Below are 17,206 nucleotides of genomic sequence, written 5' to 3'. Positions count from 1 at the left end.
CACCCCTGATAGTGCACTGGCCCACTGACATTCCCGCTAAACGCCCACGTCGTGGGATGCGCGTCACGCTTTTGCCCGTGCCCCCGTCGCGGGCCGTCACACGCCCCGCGCGCGACCCTGTGCCGGCCGTCACGCCGGGGCGACGAGCAGGGGCCGGGCCCGCTCCCGCAGCTCCATGACCCGCGGCTCGTGTCCGTACGGTTCGAGGCGGTGGAGCAGGTCCCGTACGTACTCCGTGGTCCGCGCGGAGGAGATCCGCCCGGCCACCTCCACCGCGCGCGTGCCCGCGGCGCAGGCCGCGTCGAGGTTGCCGGACTCCAGCTCGGCGACGGCCGAGACCACGAGCCGCAGCCCGTGCGAGCGGACGAACTCCTCCGTCGGCCGGGACAGCGCCTGCTCGGTGAAGCGCCGCACCTCGCGCGGCATCCGCAGGTCCCGGTAGCACTCGGCGGCGTCGGCGCAGAACCGGTCGTACGAGTAGAAGCCGAGCCAGGTCGGGTCGGCGTCGCCGTCCCGGGAGCGCTCCAGCCACCCCTCGGCGGACTTCAGCGAGCCCGCCGCCGCGGGCCCGTCGCCGGCCTTGGCGTGCGCGCGGGCCTCGACGAGCCGGAAGAAGGACATGGTGCGGGCGGTGGCGAGGCCTCGGTTCCGTTCGAGCGCCGCCTGCGCCAGGTCCACGCCCTCGTCGGCGAAGCCCCGGTAGGTGGCCTGGAGGGACATGGAGGCGAGGACGTACCCGCCGAGAGGCACGTCGGCGGCGGCCCGCGCGAGCCGCAGCGCCTGGATGTAGTAGCGCTGCGCCGCCTCCTGCTGCCCGGTGTCGAAGGCCATCCACCCGGCGAGCCGGGTCAGCTCGGAGGTCGCGCCGAAGAGCGCCCGGCCGACCTCGTCGGAGTACGAGCCGAGCAGCAGCGGCGCCGCGTCCACCCTTAAGCACTCGGGCACCATCGAGGAGCGCCAGTCCCCGCCGCCGTACTTGGAGTCCCACTTGCGCGCGTCCTCGGCGGCCTCGCGGAGCTTGGCGACGTCGCTGTGTCCCACGCGCGCGTGCTCCGCGATCCCGGCGGGACCGGGCCCGCCCGGCGCTCCGCCCCGCCCGGCCGTCCGCTCCACCGACGGGTCGGCGGGGGTGATCAGCCACCGGGACGCGGGGGTCGCGTAGGCGCTGACCGAGAAGGAACCGGCCAGCGACTGCCAGATGCCGCCTCCGCCGGCCCGACGGCCGGCGAGATCCAGCCGGTAGAGGTCGGTGGCGGCGCGGACCGCCTCGCCGACGTCCCGGGGGAAGGCGAGCCCCACCTCGGGCGCCGGGTCGGCGTCGGCGAGCCCGATCTCGTGCAGCGGCACGGGCCGGCCCAGCTTCTGCCCGATCGCGGCGGCGATCAGGTGCGGCGCGGCGCCCTGCGGCACCATCCCCTTGGAGACCCAGCGGGCCACCGAGGTCTTGTCGTAGCGCAGCGTCAGACCGCGCTGTGCGCCGAGGTCGTTGACCCGCCGGGCGAGGCCGGCGTTGCTGATTCCCGCGAGGGCGAGAACGGCGCCGAGCTTCTCGTTCGGCCCGCGTTGCTCCCTGGACATGACGCCACCCCTCGACATCCAGACGGCCGCCGCGACGCCGGGCATAGGCGGGCGGCATTCGTAAACACAGCGTAGTTCGCCGCATCCCTACCGTTAAGGGGCGGAGTTCCGTATGGCGAGATTGTTGTGTGAACAGCTTTCCGGAGCGGCCCGTCGCCCGGCCCGTGCTCCGGCCGTGTGGCCGTGCGCCCGGCCGTGCGCTCTCGTCGCTCCGCCCCCGGACGGCTTCCATGGGTCCTGCGTGGGTCGGCCCGTCCGGCCGGGCGCGGGGCCCTTCAGGGTTCCGGTCCGGTACCGGTGGGCTGGGGGACACCGCCGCTCCATTCCCCGCGAGCGGCGGACGGCGCCGGGGGGGCGGGTCGCCTCCCGGACTGCCGAACAGCCGGACCGCCGGCGGGAGGCGGAGCCTTCGGGGCGTCCGTCGTCTCCGTGATCCTTCAGTGCCTGACGGCACGTCAAACCTCTTGTCAGGGACGAGAATCGGCCTAATCCGCAGTCCCCCCCGGACCATGCCCGGCCGGAGCGGGAGTCCTCCCGCCCGCCACCTCCCCGCCACCGCCCGCTCCCCGCCCGGCCAACTGGTGCATGCCAGGGGCGCATTCGGCTTTCGCGCGCGTGCACCCGGACACCGCCCCGTGCGCCGTTGTCATGGCAGCATGGCCCCACCGAAACAGACGTGGAGGCGCCGATGCGATGGCTGGTGGGCTGGAGCAGTGTCGCCGCGAGGTACGCCACGGCCACCGGGGCGCGCACCGGAGCGACCAACGGCGCGAACAGCGCGTACGGCTCCGGAATCCCGCCCCACGCACCCCCCTTCGCCGAGAGCGGCGGGCACGTCGGGGGGCGCACGGTGCAGCCGGTGGGCGCACAGCTCCTGTGGGGCGACCCCGACCCCCTGTGGGCGGTCGGCGACTGGCGCCCCGACGAGGTCCGGGTGGTCGCCCTCGACGACGGCACCCGGCTCGCCGTCCTCGGCTGCTGCGCCGCCGGCGACGACGAACTCCGCCGCGGCCTCGTCACCGCCCGCGGCGGCGCCCTGCGCCACCTCACCGCCTGGCCCGGCAGCTACACCGCCGTCGTGAAGGCCGGCCGCCGGATCACCGTCACCGGCGACCTCGCCGGCGCCCGCCCCGTCTTCCACACCCCCTGGGAGGGCGGCACCGCCTACGCCACCGCCGCCCTCCCGCTCGCCGACCTCGTCGAGGCCCAGCTCGACATCGGCCACCTCGCCGCCCTGCTCGCCTGCCCCGAGTCCCCCGAGGCGCTGCGCGACTCCACCCCGTACGAGGGCGTCCGGCGGGTCCCGCCCGGCCACGCCCTGATCCTGCGGGAGGGCTCCCGCGAGATCGCCGGGTACGAGACGGTGGCCTCGCTCGCCGTCGCCGCCCCGGAGGCCGACCCCCGACAGGCCGTCGAAGCGGTCAGGGACGCGCTCGTGGAGTCCGTACGGGCCCGGCTCACCGCCCCCCGGCACGCCCCCGAGGCCCCGCTGCCCGACCCGGGACCGGTCCCCGGCATGGGGCCCGCCGACCGGCGGGCGGCCCGCGGCTCCGGACCCGCGCCCGGCATCGGCGCCGACCTGTCCGGCGGCAGCGCCTCCGCCACCCTCGCCCTCCTCGCCGCGGGACTGCCCGGCGTGCCCGGCACCGTCCTCGGGCACGCGGGCGCGGGGGAGCGGCTCCTCGCCGTCACCTTCACCGACCTGGCGGCCAAGCCCGGACCCGGCCGCACCGCCGAACTCGAACGGGCCAGGGAACTGGCCGCCGACCCCCGGCTGCGCCACGTGGTCGTCACCGCGGGCGAGGAAGCCCTGCCGTACGCCGCCCTCGACGGGCCGCTCACCGACGAGCCCGGGCCCGCCCTGGTCACCGCCGAGCGGCACCGCAGGCGCCTCGCGGGCGGCAGCGCCGACCACTTCACCGGCCTCGGCGCCAGACAGGTCCTGGACGCCCACCCGGCCCGCCTCGCCGACCTGCTGATGGACCGCAGGCGCCGCTCCCTGGTCCGCCCGGTGACCGCCCTCGCCAAGGCGACCGGTCCGTCGGCGGGCTCCTTCCTGGTGCCGGTCACCGTCTACCGGGCGGCGCGCAGGCTCGCCCGTACCCCCTACCGGGCGGGCCTGGAGACCGCCGCCCAGCACGTCCTCGACGCCAACCGGGACCCCGCCGACGCCCACGGCCCGCTGGCGGCCTCGCTCTCCGCCCTCGCCTGGTCCCGGCCCGGACCCGCCGCCCGCTGGCTGACCGGCGAGGCGCTGGCCGAGGTGGCGGCCCGGCTGAACCGCGCGGCCACCCTGCCGCCGGCGGTCCAGCGCCCGGGGGAGGCACGCGCGCGTGCGGCCCTCGCCCGCGCGGCCGCCGACCACCGCGTCCTGGAACAGGCCGCCGAGATCCGCGGCCAGCGGCTGCACGCCCCCTTCCTCGACAACCAGGTCGTCCGCGCCTGCCGCGCCCTCCCCGAATCCCTCCGCGTCCAGCCCGACGCGCGGGCCGGCGTGCTGCGCACGGTCCTCGCCGACACCGGCATCCGCGACCTGCCGGCCGGCTGGGGCGCGCCCTATCCGGCCGTCCCCGCCGGCACGGCACGCGCGGGCGTGCGCGCCGCCCTCCCGAACCTCCTGGCCCTCTTCGACGCCCCCCTCCTCGCCGACGCGGGCCTCATCGACGCCGGCAGCGTCCGCGAGGCCCTGCGCGCGGCGGCGGACGGCGCCCGCCTCCCCCTCGACGGCCTCGCCGACCTCGTCTCCACCGAGCTCTGGCTCCGCCGCCTCCTCGCCCGCCGCGGCTCCTGCTGGACCGACACGGCCACACCCCGCGCCCCCCGCGCCGTCCAGGGGCCGCTGATCCCGGCGTCGAGGTCGCTGCCGGCGCGGTGAGCGTCCGCGAGGCGGCGAAACGCCACAGCACGCCGGTTCGAGTGAACGCGTTCCCGTCCGGTCTCCGGGATCTGTCGGGTCTCTGACCCCCGTCCGGTCTCCGGGAACCGTCCGGTCTCCGGGAACCGCCCGGGGAAACCCCGAGGTGTCTCTCCCGCCCGAGGGGAAGAATGGGCCGGTGCGGTATCTCCTCCTCGGCACCACCGAGGCCCTCGGCCCCGACGGCACCCCCCTGCCCCTCGGCGGCGCGCGGCTGCGCGCGCTGCTCGCCGCGCTCGCGCTGCGCGGCGGACGGGCCGTCCCCGTCCGGGAACTGGTCGACGACGTGTACGGGGACGAGGACGAGCCGCCGCTCGACGCGCCCGCCGCCGTCCAGGCCCTCGTCTCCCGCCTGCGCCGGGTCCTCGGCCGGGAGGCCGTCGAGGCCGTGCCGGGACCCGGCTACCGGCTCGCCGCCGGACCGGAGGACATCGACCTGTACGTGTTCGAGTGCCGTGTCGCCGAGGCCGGAGACCTCCTCGACGCCGGAGATCCCGAGAAGGCCGCCGCCCTGCTGCGGGACGCCCTGGCGCTCTTCCGCGGCCCCGCCCTCGCCGACCTGCCCGGACCCGCGGGCGTCCGCCCCGAGGCGCAGCGCCTGGCCGCCCTGCGTCGGCGCGTCGAGGCAGACCTGCGGCGCGGCGCCCTCGACGGACTCGTCCCGGAGCTGACCGGGCTGACCGCCACGTACCCGTACGACGAGGGCTTCCACGCCCAGCTCATCCGCGCCCTGCGCGCCGAGGGCCGGCACGCGGACGCGCTCGCCGCGTACGAGACGGCCCGCCGCACCCTCGCGGACGCCCTCGGCGCCGACCCGGGCCCCGAACTGACCGCCCTCCACCGCGACCTCCTCACCCCCGAGCCCGCCGCTCCCGCCCCCACCCCCGAGAGCCGCACCGGCACCGGCACCCGCACCGGCACCGGAGCGGGCGTGGGCGCGGGTCCCGGCTCGGGCACCGGCTCGGCCTCGGGCACCAGCCCGGCCTCGGGCTCGGGCACCGCCCCGGACCCGGGCACGGGCGTCGGCAACATCCGCCCCCGCCTCACCTCCTTCGTCGGCCGGGAGCCCGAACTCGCCGCGCTCCGGGCCGATCTCGGCCGGTCCCGGCTCGTCACGCTCACCGGTCCCGGCGGGTCGGGGAAGACGCGGCTCGCGGAGGAGGCCGCCCGGCAGGTCGCCGGGCCCCACGCGTGGATCGCGGAACTGGCGCCCCTGGACGACCCTGGCGCGCTCCCCGGCGCCGTCCTCTCCGCGCTCCGCCTGCGCGAGATGAACCTGATCACCCGCGACGGCGTCGCCCTCCAGGACGACCCGACCGCCCACCTCGTCGAACACCTCGCCCGCCATCCCGGCCTGCTCCTCGTCCTCGACAACTGCGAGCACGTCGTCGACGCCGCCGCGGCCCTCGCCGAGACGCTGCTCGCGCACTGCCCGGGCCTCCGGATCCTCGCCACCAGCCGCGAACCCCTCAACGTCCCCGGCGAGACCGTCCGCCCCGTCGAACCGCTACCGCCCGCCCCCGCGCACCGCCTCTTCACCGAGCGGGCCCGAGCCGTCCTGCCCGACTTCGACCTCCCCCCCGACCTCCCCTTCGATGCCGATCCCGACCCCGCCGGGAACCACGCGCGCGACGCGTACCCCGCCGACGCGTACCCCGCCCCCGCGTACCCCGCCCCCGCGCGCACCGCCCACGCCGGCACCGCCCACGCCGTTGCCGAGATCTGCCGCCGGCTCGACGGACTGCCCCTCGCGATCGAACTGGCCGCCGCCCGGCTGCGCCTGCTCACCCCGCGCCAGATCGCCGACCGGCTCGACGACCGCTTCCGGCTCCTCACCTCCGGGGCCCGCACCCTGCTGCCCCGCCAGCAGACCCTCCGCGCGGTCGTCGACTGGTCCTGGGACCTCCTCGACCCGGCCGAACGGTCCCTGCTCCGCAGGGTCTCCGTCTTCACCGGAGGCTGGGACCTCCCGGCCGCGGAGGCCGTCGACGCCCCCATCTCCGCCCCCGCCCCCCACGGCACGGAGACCGAGCCGACCCGGTCCGCCCTCACCACCGTCACCACCCTCAGCACCCTCGGCGCCCTCGTCGACAAGTCGCTCGTCATCGCCACCCCCGCCGACGACGGCGCGATGCGCTACCGCCTCCTGGAGACCATCCACGAGTACGCCGCCGAGCGCGCCGCTGAGACGCCGGAGCTGCTGGCCGCCGCGAGCGCCGCCCACACCGCGTACTACACGGCCCTCGCCGAGGAGGCCGAGCCCAAGCTCCGCTCCGGCGAGCAGCTGCCCTGGATCGACCGGCTCGAACGGGACCTCGACAACATCCGGGCCGCCTTCCACCGCACCCTCGTCACGGCCCCGGACGAGTCGGCCGGACTCCGGCTGGTCTTCGCCATGGGCTGGTTCTGGTGGCTGCGCAACTACCGCTCGGAGGGCCTCGCCTGGACCCGGCGCGCCCTCGTCCTCGGGGAGGACCCGGACGACCCGGCCGACCCCCGGTACTGGCCGCGCATGCGGCTGCGGATGCTCTCGTTCTTCCTCGCGCTGGAGGACGAGACCATGTACACGGGCAACATCCGCGAGGACCCCGAGGCGCTCGCGCTGGTCCGCAGGGTGTGCGACGCCTTCGGCCGGGACCCCGGCCCCGAGGCCGCCCGCTTCCCCGGCCTGCTGTGGCCGTTCACCGCCTACCTCACCGAGGAACCGTCGACGGTCCGCGCCCTCCTCGACGCCGGTGTCGAGACCTGCCGCCGGTACGGCGGCGACTGGGAGACCGGCGTGAGCCTGATGTTCCGGACCCACATGATCGTGGACATGCCCGACGGCATGCGCGGCGTCGACGAGGACCTGGCCGAACTCCGCGTCCTCGTCCGCCGGGTCGGGGACCGCTGGATGGGCGCCCAGGTGGCCTCGGCCGCCGCCGAGGCCAACATGATGCGGGGCCGCCGCGCCGAGGCCAGAGAGGCGTACGAGGAGGCCCTGAGGCTCGCGCGGGAGGTCGGCGCCCACACCGAGGCCCCGTTCCTCCTCGCCCGGCTCGCCGAACTGACCTACCGGGACGGCGACACGGACGGCGCCGAGCGCGGTCTCGACGAGGCCTCGCGGGAGTCCGAGCGGCTCCGCCTCCGGGACTCCCACGCCTTCGTGGACGTCATGCGGGCCGTCCTCGCCCTCGACCGCGACGACCCCGCGGGCGCGCGCGCCTGGATCGCCTCGGCCGGCGCCCATGCGCACGTCGGCACCCCGCCGCCGCACTTCGCCATCGCCCTGGACGGGTTCGTGGCCCGGATCGAGGCCCACGAGGGCGCCGGACCCGCGGCCGTCGCCGCCGCCGCGAACGTGCTGCGGACCGCGCTCGGCGGCCACTGCGCCGACATCATCGTCATCAGCCTCGCCGAAGGGCTCGCCTACGCCCTGCACCGGACCGGCGACGCCGCCCGCTGCGCGCGCGTGGCGGCCGCCGTCGGGACCTGGCGGCAGGACATCCCCCGCTCCGTACCGGAACGGCGCGAGGCCGAGACACTGACCGCCGCCTGTCTGGCCGTCCTCGGGGAGGACGGCCTCGCCGAGGCCCGGGCCGCCGGCGCCGGCCTCGGACCGGAAGAGGTGCTGGCCCTGGTGGAGCCGTACACCGCCCGGCGGGGTGCCGGCGGCGACCCCGTCAGGAGCAGCTGATCCGGGACTCCGCCCAGTCGGCGACGGCGGCCCGGCCGAACGGCGTGTGCTCCTCCACCACCAGCCGCACCGTGGACCGGCCTCCGAGGTCCACATGCACCGGGATCGCCGGGTCGCCCGGCCGGACCACGGGCGAGCGCCACAGCCGCTCCCCGTCCCCGTAGACGGAGAAGCGCACCCCGCCGGGGCCGAGCGGGGCGCTCAGGTCGTCGACGCCGACGACCGCGTCGTAGGCGGTGCACTGCCGGTTGAGCCTGATGAGCAGCGAGGACGGGGCGTGCACGCTGACGCCGTACGCGTACGTGGAATCGCTGATCGTCATCCCCTGGCGCGGCCACATCCAGGTGCCGTCCTCCAGGACGACCTCGGGCTCGGTGCCGTCGCCGAAGGCGGAGTAGTCCAACTGGTCGACCGGGTAGACGACGGGGGCGGGCGGCGGGGGAGGTGTCGTCGGAGGAGGGGTGGGGCTCGGGGTGGGCGCGGGGCTCGGCGGCGGAGTGGTCGGCCTCGGCGTGGGTGTCGGCTTCGGCCGGGGCGAGGGCTTCGCCGCGGGCGGGGGTGTCGGCTTCGGGGCGGGCTCGGACGTCGGCGCGGGTGTCGGCTTCGGCTCGGGCTTCGCCGGTGGCGGCGGGGTGGTGGGCTCCGGCGCGGGCGCCGGGGGAGGCGGTGGAGTGGTCGGCTCGGGCTTCGGCGAGGGCTTCACGGGCGGTGCGGGTTCGGGCGGCGCGACGGGGGCGGCGGTGGTCGGCGCCGGCTGGGGCGAGGCGACGGGCTGCGGGTCACCGGCCATCGCCCACACGAGCCCGGCCGCCGCGGCGACGGCCACGGCGGCGGCGATGCCGGCCTTCACGGGTGCGCCGAGCCCTTCGGCGGCGGCTCCGCCCGCGGCGGTGCCGGACGTCGTCCCCCCGCCGGTGGCGGCCGCGGCGGCACCCGCGCCGGCCGCGCCCACCGCGCCGCCCGCGACGATGCCCGCGGCCTTGAGGGAGTAGCCGGCGGCGAACCAGCCGATGACGGCGATCGGGAGCAGCGCCGGGATCCCGGCGTTGACGTGCGCGAGTTCGCCGGCGGCGACCCGGCACTTGGCGCACTCGTCCAGGTGCTTGCGCAGGCCGCGCTCGGCCCGCATCCGCAGCCCGCCGCGCGCGTAGGCGCCGAGCCGGTCGGCGTACCGGGCGCAGTCGCCGCCCGCCGTGAGCGCCTGGCTGACGTGCGCCTGGAGGTAGGCCTGCTTGAGCCCTTCGCGCGCGCGGCTGGCGAGGACGGCCGTGGCGTTGGCGGTCAGGCCGAAGAGGGGGGCGACCTCGCTGGGCGACTCCTCCTCGACGGTGGTGTGCCAGAGGACGGCCTGCCAGCGCTCGGGCAGCGAGCGGAAGGCCTGCATGGCCAGCGACTGTTCGGCCTCCTGCATGGCCCTGACCTCGGCGCCGAGGTCCAGGGTGTCCTGGTCGGAGACCTCGGAGGAGCGGGCGGCGTCGGCGGCGAAGACCGCGAAGTCCTCGACGAGGTGTTCGCGCTTCTGGGTCCTGGCCCAGCCGGCCCCGACCCGCCGCACGGTGGTCATGAGGTAGGCGCGGACGGCGTGTTCGGGTCCGGCGCCGCCGCGGACGGCCTGGAGGGTGCGGGCGAAGACCTCGGCGGTGAGGTCGTCGGCGGTGTGCGCGTCCCGGCAGCAGGTGCGGGCGTAGCGGCGGACGGCCTCGGAGTGGCGGCGGAAGAGCTCCTCGTACGCGGAGTCGTCGCCGTCCCGCATGCGGGCGATCAGGTCGGCGTCGGAGGCGGGCAGCTCGCGCGGCGGCGGCAGCACTCCCTCGCCACCGTCGGCCGCCTCTCGCGCGGGTACGCCGCCGGTGTCGGGGGCCGGGACGGACGCGGGCGGCGCGGCCGGGGGCCACGGGCTTCCGGCCGACTTGGCCTCGCGCTGCTGGGGCACGCTCGGTTCGCCGGAGCCGTGCGGTGTGCCGGCGGCGCCCGAGGGGCTGCCCTGGTGCGGGACCTGACGGGCGGGCGGGCCCTCGGCCTCCGTGGCACCGCCACCGCCCAGCGGATCGTCCCGACCGTCACCGCTCATCGCGGAAGCCCCCGTACGCATGCGCAGACCCGAACACCGGCTCAGCCTGCCACACGGCGCGGGCACGCCGAAGTGCCGCGTCCACTTACCACTCGTCCGGGGCGACTTCCCGTACCCCGGCGTAACCGCTCGCACGTTCGTGTCGTGCTCCTTGGTCCGCCCGGCCCAATGACCGGGCGGGCCGGAAGGAGTCCGAAGGCACTACCGCGAGCGCAGACCCTCCAGCAGGATGTCGAGGAGCCGGGCCGAGGCCGCCGCCTGCTGGGCCGCGTCCGGCAGCGCCGGCGCCGAGGTGGCGATGACCAGCAGGACGTCCGCCACGGTCACGTCCGTCCGCAGCTCGCCCGCCTCCCGGGCCCGGTCGACCAGCCGGCCGACGACCTCCAGGAGTTCCGCCGCTCCGGCGTCGTCCCGCTCGTCCGCCGGCACCGGCCGGGGCGCCACCACGCGCGCGTCCGGCTGCTCGCCGAGACCCCGCTGGTACGGCACCCGGGCCGTACCCTCGCCGCTCCCGTCCACCGGCGACTCGTCCACGCCGACGCGCAGCACCTGCGGCGGCAGCAGCCGCCCGGCACCCGAGGCGACCGAGGTGCGCAGGAACCGGGAGAGCGCCGACCACGGCTCCTCCTCCTGCCCGAGCGCGGCCCGCGCCTGCTCGGTCAGCCGCGCGGTCTCCTCCTCGGCTATCCGCCGCACCAGCACGTCCTTGCTGGGGAAGCGCCGGTAGACCGTGCCCACACCCACGCGCGCGCGCCGGGCCACGTCCTCCATCGGCGCCCCGTAGCCGAGTTCGCCGAAGACCTCGCGCGCGGCACGCAGCACGTGCTCCAGATTGCGCTGCGCGTCCACCCGCAGCGGCGCCGAACGCCCGCCCGCCATCGGACCGCCCACGACGGTGCCGGTGCCCGCGACGGTGCCACCGGAGAGCACGCTCCCGGCCGACGGCACGGCGGCCACGGCCCCCGCACCCCGGTCGTCCTGCGCCGTCCCGATGACGGACTGCCAACGAGAATCCTGAATCTGCATAAGCGTTCCCCCGCTCATGATGTCTCCCCCCGGAGACTCCCCGCCCTGATACGGGGCTCCCGGCCGGTGTGCGCTATCGGTCCGCGCGCACGCCGGAACCGACACCCCGACGAACTACGAACATAGTTGAGTCCGGGTCAATTCAGAAGGGGGAGTTCCGTACGGTGCGCCCCCCGATCGGAGCAAGGCACCGAAGCCACCGGTTTCCCACCCCGCGACCCGCCGCCTCCGCCCGCCGTGACCTGCGCCGTTGCGCCCACACACCCCTCGCGCGCCACCCCGCGCCTCCACACCACTCCGGTCACACAATTCGCCGGGCCTGTGGACAAACACCGGACGGCGATGCCTCATGGGACGGTGACCGAACCTGCGCGCATTCTCGTGGTCGGCGGCGGATACGTCGGCATGTACACCGCGCTGCGCCTCCAGCGGCAGCTCAGGACGGAGCTCGGCGGCGGCGCCGTCGAGATCGTGGTGGTCACCCCCGACCCGTACATGACCTACCAGCCGTTCCTGCCCGAGGCCGCCGCCGGCTCGCTCTCCCCGCGCCACGTCGTCGTCCCGCTCCGCCGCGTCCTGGACCGCTGCCGCCTCCTCATCGGCGAGGTCGAGTCCATCGACCACGCCAAGCGCACCGCGATCCTCACCACCCTCGCCACCGACGAGGAGGGCGCGGGCCCGGTCGCCCTCACCTACGACGAACTGGTCCTCGCCCCCGGCTCGGTCTCCCGCACCCTCCCGGTCCCCGGGCTCGCCGAGCACGGCATCGGCTTCAAGACCGTCGAGGAAGCCATCGGCCTGCGCAACCACGTCCTGGAGCAGCTCGACATCGCCTCCTCCACCCGCGACCCCGCCCTCCGCGACGCCGCCCTCACCTTCGTCTTCGTCGGCGGCGGGTACGCGGGCGTGGAGGCGCTCGCCGAACTGGAGGACATGGCCCGGTACGCCACCCGCTACTACCACAACGTCAAGCCCGAGGACCTGAGATGGATCCTCGTCGAGGCCGCGGGACGGATCCTCCCCGAGGTCGGCGACGAGATGGGCCGGTACGCGATCCGGGAGCTCCGCGGCCGCAACATCGACGTCCGCCTGGACACCCGCCTCGACAGCTGCGAGGACCGGGTCGCCGTGCTCAGCGACGGCACCCGCCTGCCCACCCGCACCGTCGTGTGGACCGCGGGCGTCAGGCCGGCCCCCGTCCTCGCCGCCACCGACCTCCCCCTCGACGAGCGCGGCCGGATCCGCTGCACCGCCCACCTCGCCGTGGACGGCGCCGCCCACGCGTGGGCCGCCGGTGATGCCGCCACCGTCCCCGACGTCACCGCCGAGGCACCCGGCACCCCCTGCGCCCCCAACGCCCAGCACGCCGTCCGCCAGGCCAAGGTCCTCGCCGAGAACCTCGCCGCCTCCCTCCACGGCCGCCCCCTCAAGGAGTACGCGCACGCGTACGCCGGCTCCGTCGCCTCCCTCGGCCTCCACAAGGGCGTCGCCCACGTGTACGGACGCAAGCTCAAGGGCTACCCGGCCTGGCTGATGCACCGCGCCTACCACCTCAGCCGGATGCCGACCGCCAACCGAAAGGCCCGGGTCCTCGCCGAATGGACCCTCTCCGGCCTCTTCAAACGGGAGATCGTCTCCCTCGGCTCACTGGAGCACCCCCGGGCCGAATTCGAACTCGCGGCCGCACCACCCCCGCCCCCGCCCACCGACCCCGGCCCCGACGGGAACGGCGAGGCGTCCTCCTGACATCACTGTCAGTGCACTCGTCCACACTGGACGTGTGACCATAGGTGGGCTCACACCTGCACAGCGTGACTCCGCACGGCACCGACACCACGAGGCATACAGATCCGTGAACTTCACCCGTTGGAGCGCCCGGCTCCCCGGCACGCAGCGCCGCGCGGCGCGGGGGAACGAAGGCTCCGTGCCCGCCGCCCGCGGTGAGTACGGTCCGCGGCCGGAGCACCCCACCGCGGACGCACAGGGCCCCGAAGAGGCCGGGAAGACCCCGGACGTGGACACCGGGGCCCCCGCCCTCGAGGACTTCTCGGTACGGGACCTCCTCGGCCGCCTCCCCGGCCTCGTCGCCCTCGTGTACGGCCCCGAGCACCGCATCGCCTACGTCAACGACGCGTACGCCTCCGCCTTCGGCCCCCGCACCCCGGGCGCCACCGTCGCCGCCACCTGCCCCGAGGCCGAGGAGCTCGGCCTGCTCCCCCTCCTCGACCAGGTCCTGCGCAGCGGCAAGCCCCGCACCGTGAAGTCCCGCCGCACCGCCGAAGGCGGCTCGTACACGGTCACCTGCCTGCCCGTCGACAGCCCGCACCTCGACGGCGCCGGCGTCCTCGTCCACGCCGCCGACGTCACCGACCACGCCGAGGCCGCCGAGCGGCTCCGCGCCAGCGAGCGCCGCCAGCGCGAGACCGCTGTCACCCTCCAGCGCTCCCTCCTCCCGCAGGAGCTGGAGCAGCCCGACGACCTGCGGATCGCCGCCACCTACCAGCCCGGCGTCGCCGACGCCGCCGTCGGCGGCGACTGGTACGACGTCATCACCCTCGGCGCGGGCCGCACCGCCCTCGTCATCGGCGACGTCATGGGCCGCGGCGTCCGCGCCGCCGCCGTCATGGGCCAGCTCCGCACCGCCGTCCGGGCCTACGCCCGCCTCGACCTGCCCCCGCACGAGGTCCTCCAGCTCCTCGACGGCCTCGCCGCCGAGATCGACGCCAGCCAGATCGCCACGTGCGTCTACGCCGTCCACGACCCCAACGAGGGCAAGCTCGTCTACGCCTCCGCCGGCCACCTCCCGATCCTCGTCCGCGACGAGGACGGCACCGTCCGCAAGGCCGGCGACCCCACCGGACCCCCGCTCGGCACCGGCGGCTGGCTGCACGCCTCCGGCTCCATCGCCCTGCCCCCGGGCTCCACCGCCGTCCTCTACACCGACGGACTCGTCGAGCGCCGCCGCGAGGACATCGACGAGGGCGTCGACGCCCTCGCCCGCGCGCTCGCCGGCGCCGGCGGCACCCCCCAGGTGGTCTGCGACCGGCTGCTCCGGGCCCTCGGCGTCACCGCGGAGCACGACGACGACGTCGCCGTCCTCGTCGTCCAGCACCCCGCCCGGGACGGCGCCGACGCCGAGCTGTTCCACAACGCCGCCCTCGAACTCCTCGGCGGCGTCGAGGCCGCCCCGCGCGCGCGTGCCTTCGCCTCCGGGGTCCTCTCCTCCTGGCGCTTCCCCGTCGAGCTCCGCGACCTCGGCGTCCTCGCCACCAGCGAGCTCGTCGCCAACAGCCTCCAGCACGGCACCCCGCCCATGCGCCTGCGGCTGCGCCGCACCGACCGCCGCCTGATCATCGAGGTCACCGACGGGGACGACCACCTGCCGCGCCGCCGCAGGGCGGAAACGGAGGACGAGGCGGGTCGCGGGATCTCCATCATCGCGACGATCGCCTCGTCCTGGGGGAGCCGCCGCACTCCGGGCGGCGGCAAAGCGGTGTGGTGCGAGTTCGCCCTGCCCGACTAGGCAGCGGCGGCGGTCTCCTTCTCGGGCCGGTGCCGGGCCACCACACGCGAGGCCCGCAGGGCGAGCGACGGCTGGTTCTGCACCGGCGTGAGCTGCTTGCCCAGCCGGATCGCGAGCACCGTGACGAGGAGCGAGAACAGCACGAAGGTCACGATGTAGGGACCGTGCAGCGACGCGCCCATCGGACCGCCCACCGCGGGCCCGACCGCCAGCGCCAACTGCTTCACCAGGGCGAAGGCGGAGTTGTACGAGCCCACCATCGACTCCGGCGCCAGGTCGGCCACCAGCGGGGCCACGGTCGGCGACAGCATCGCCTCGCCCAGGCCGAAGAGCGCGTACGTGGAGACGAACGCGGCCGTCGCCATCGCCTGGCTGCCGTGCCCGAGCCCCGCGTACCCGGCGATGATCCACGCCACCGCCCAGATCAGGCCCACGGCCGCGATCACCCGGGTGCGCCTGCGGCGCTCCACGAACCTCAGCACCAGGAACTGCGCCAGCACGATCACCGCCGTGTTGGCGGCCAGCGCGATGCCGAGCGTCGAGGGAGCGATACCGGCGGCCTCGGTGCCGTACGCGGCCAGACCCGACTCGAACTGTCCGTAGCAGGCGAAGAAGAGGACGAAGCCGAGGACGCACAGCTGCACCATCGCCTTGTGGCCGAGCAGCGCCCGGACCCCGCCGCCCTTGCCGCCCCCGGCGGGCCGCGCGCCCTGGAGCGCCGGAGAGCCGGCCATCCGCACGGTGCCGACCACCGCGGCCAGCACCAGGAACATCACGGCCTCGATCGAGAACAGCAGCAGGAAGCTGTCGGGGCGGCTCACGTCGACGAGCAGGCCGCCGATCAGACCGCCGAGACCCAGACCCAGGTTCTGCAGGAAGAACTGGAGCGCGAAGGCACGCGTGCGGCCGACGGGCTCCGAGCACCACACGATCATCGTGGCGAGCGCCGGCTGGAGCACCGCGGTGCCCGCACCGAGCAGCGCGGCGGCACCCACCGCCGCCGGGACGCTCGATGCGAGGCCCATTGCCACGGCACCGACCGCGGCCAGGCCGGAGGCGACGAGCAGCACCGGCACGGGCCCGCGCCGGTCGATCGCCCGCCCGCTGAACGGCAGCACCACGAGCGCGGCCATGGCGAAGACGGCCAGCACCACACCCGCGGTCGTCGCCCCCAGGCCCCGCACCTGCGCCACGTACACATAGAGGTACGGGACGGTGAAGCCGAGCCCGAACGCGCTCAGCGCGCTGCCTGCCTGAATCCGGCGCATCGCGGCGCCCCTCGCCTTGGTCACACTCACCCACTTCGGTCGCGGGTTCAGTCGTGTACGCCTGAACCCTCAAGACTTCAATCCTAAAGTTCGATCCTTAACACTACACATAGAAGGACTTCAACGCCAACGAGGTCCATGGAATACTCGTCCTCATGTCCGACACCCCCGAGCGCCCCGCCTCGCAAGAGCCGCAGGAGCCGACGCTCGACGAGCAGATCGCCGCCTATCAGCGCGAGTACCGCGACCTGGACCCCCAGGTGGAGAAGGTGGTCTCCGCCCTCGGCAGGCTGAACCGCCGGATGAACGTGGCGTACGGTCGCCAGCTCGCCGACCTCGGCATCAGCAACGCGGAGTGGGAGGTCCTCAAGACGCTCGTGCTCTCCGGCGCCCCCTACCGCCTGGGTCCGGGAGAGCTGGCCAAGCGCCTCGGCCTCACCCCGGCCGCCATGACGCACCGCATCGACCGCATGGCCGGCGAGGGGCTGGTCACCCGGGACCGCGACGAGAACAACCGCGTCCGCGTGATCGTCGAGCTCACCGACGAGGGCCGGTCGAAGTGGCTGGAGGCGATGCGCATGGCCACGGACTTCGAGGAGAAGCTCCTCCAGGACCTCGGGGCCGAGGAGCGCGTGGCCTTGGGGGACGCTCTGATCCGCCTCCTGCGTCGGGTGGAGCTGACCCAGCCGGACGCCGGCGGCAGGCTCACGGACCTCGACTGAACGCACTCTCGGACGTCACCGGAGGGGGGTTGACACCCCCCTGGGGGACGCGTAGTGTTCTCCGAGTTGTCACGGAGCCGGAACGGTTCTGCGACAGCCATCCCGCCGCGATAGCGGCACTCAATCCAGCACGATCTCCCGCACGGGATGAATTTCGGCATGCCGAAATTCAATTCGAACGACTCGATTATGAGTCGCCGAGGGAATCCGCTAGAGTTTGAGACGTCGGAACGGCCCAACAGCCGGAAAGACAACTCCCGCTGACCGGGAATCAGACGCCGAAAGGATCTGATAGAGTCGGAAACGCCGGAAGGGCCCGGAGCGAAAGCAAAAGGGACCGGAAAGCACCGAGGAAATCGGATCGGAAAGATCTGATAGAGTCGGAAACGAAGAAAGCGCAGGAAGCGCCCGGAGGGCCTGGAAACAGG

9 protein-coding genes are annotated in these 17,206 nt (G+C 75.3%); 5 read left to right on the top strand and 4 right to left on the bottom strand.

Going from position 1 to position 17,206, the window contains the following annotated elements; translation table 11 throughout:
- Positions 1-129: 129 nt before the first annotated feature.
- Positions 130-1,578 carry an MFS transporter gene (locus tag ACF1BN_RS31270; RefSeq protein ID WP_392334958.1) on the bottom strand — a complete coding sequence of 483 codons (1,449 nt, stop codon included), beginning with the start codon at positions 1,576-1,578 and terminating at the stop codon, positions 130-132.
- A gap of 688 nt (positions 1,579-2,266) precedes the next feature.
- On the opposite strand from ACF1BN_RS31270, the gene ACF1BN_RS31265 reads away from it, so the two are divergent.
- Both ACF1BN_RS31265 and ACF1BN_RS31260 read left to right on the top strand, forming a co-directional pair.
- Positions 2,267-4,453, top strand: a complete 2,187-nt coding sequence (locus tag ACF1BN_RS31265) for an asparagine synthase-related protein (RefSeq protein WP_392334957.1) — start codon at positions 2,267-2,269, stop codon at positions 4,451-4,453.
- A gap of 178 nt (positions 4,454-4,631) precedes the next feature.
- The gene (locus tag ACF1BN_RS31260) at positions 4,632-8,168 is read left to right on the top strand and encodes a BTAD domain-containing putative transcriptional regulator (protein WP_392334956.1); all 3,537 of its coding nucleotides are present in this window, start codon (positions 4,632-4,634) and stop codon (positions 8,166-8,168) included.
- On the opposite strand, the gene ACF1BN_RS31255 is transcribed toward ACF1BN_RS31260, so the two are convergent.
- Entirely contained in the window at positions 8,155-10,239 is a 2,085-nt protein-coding gene (locus ACF1BN_RS31255; RefSeq protein ID WP_392334955.1) for a sigma-70 family RNA polymerase sigma factor, read from the bottom strand. The two genes, ACF1BN_RS31260 and ACF1BN_RS31255, sit on opposite strands and share 14 nt — an antisense overlap.
- Positions 10,240-10,440: 201 nt before the next feature.
- Positions 10,441-11,265 (bottom strand): TetR/AcrR family transcriptional regulator, encoded by an 825-nt coding sequence (locus tag ACF1BN_RS31250; RefSeq protein WP_392334954.1) that lies wholly within the window; start codon positions 11,263-11,265, stop codon positions 10,441-10,443.
- Between the two features lie 342 nt (positions 11,266-11,607).
- Here ACF1BN_RS31250 and ACF1BN_RS31245 point away from each other — a divergent pair, with 342 nt between their 5' ends.
- Positions 11,608-13,011 carry an NAD(P)/FAD-dependent oxidoreductase gene (locus ACF1BN_RS31245; protein ID WP_392334953.1) on the top strand — a complete coding sequence of 468 codons (1,404 nt, stop codon included), beginning with the start codon at positions 11,608-11,610 and terminating at the stop codon, positions 13,009-13,011.
- Between the two features lie 106 nt (positions 13,012-13,117).
- A complete protein-coding gene (locus ACF1BN_RS31240) occupies positions 13,118-14,788 on the top strand; it encodes a SpoIIE family protein phosphatase (RefSeq protein WP_392334952.1) in 1,671 nt (556 codons plus the stop codon).
- Here ACF1BN_RS31240 and ACF1BN_RS31235 read toward each other — a convergent pair.
- Complete coding sequence (locus ACF1BN_RS31235) at positions 14,785-16,056, bottom strand: MFS transporter (RefSeq protein ID WP_392334951.1); 1,272 nt, start codon at positions 16,054-16,056, stop codon at positions 14,785-14,787. The genes ACF1BN_RS31240 and ACF1BN_RS31235 overlap by 4 nt on opposite strands.
- Positions 16,057-16,211: 155 nt before the next feature.
- Here ACF1BN_RS31235 and ACF1BN_RS31230 point away from each other — a divergent pair, with 155 nt between their 5' ends.
- Positions 16,212-16,778 (top strand): MarR family winged helix-turn-helix transcriptional regulator, encoded by a 567-nt coding sequence (locus ACF1BN_RS31230; protein ID WP_392334950.1) that lies wholly within the window; start codon positions 16,212-16,214, stop codon positions 16,776-16,778.
- The last annotated feature ends 428 nt before the right edge of the window (positions 16,779-17,206 follow it).

It is taken from the genome of Streptomyces sp. NPDC014861 (assembly GCF_043081625.1).
Classification (GTDB): domain Bacteria; phylum Actinomycetota; class Actinomycetes; order Streptomycetales; family Streptomycetaceae; genus Streptomyces.
This window is presented reverse-complemented; position numbering and strand designations above follow the sequence as displayed.

Bases quoted from the DNA above. Each gene is read 5' to 3' on its own strand.
- ACF1BN_RS31270 (WP_392334958.1), bottom strand. From the start codon at position 1,578: ATGTCCAGGGAGCAACGCGGGCCGAACGAGAAGCTCGGCGCCGTTCTC.
- ACF1BN_RS31265 (WP_392334957.1), top strand. From the start codon at position 2,267: ATGCGATGGCTGGTGGGCTGGAGCAGTGTCGCCGCGAGGTACGCCACG.
- ACF1BN_RS31255 (WP_392334955.1), bottom strand. From the start codon at position 10,239: ATGAGCGGTGACGGTCGGGACGATCCGCTGGGCGGTGGCGGTGCCACG.
- ACF1BN_RS31250 (WP_392334954.1), bottom strand. From the start codon at position 11,265: ATGCAGATTCAGGATTCTCGTTGGCAGTCCGTCATCGGGACGGCGCAG.
- ACF1BN_RS31245 (WP_392334953.1), top strand. From the start codon at position 11,608: ATGCCTCATGGGACGGTGACCGAACCTGCGCGCATTCTCGTGGTCGGC.
- ACF1BN_RS31235 (WP_392334951.1), bottom strand. From the start codon at position 16,056: ATGCGCCGGATTCAGGCAGGCAGCGCGCTGAGCGCGTTCGGGCTCGGC.
- ACF1BN_RS31230 (WP_392334950.1), top strand. From the start codon at position 16,212: ATGTCCGACACCCCCGAGCGCCCCGCCTCGCAAGAGCCGCAGGAGCCG.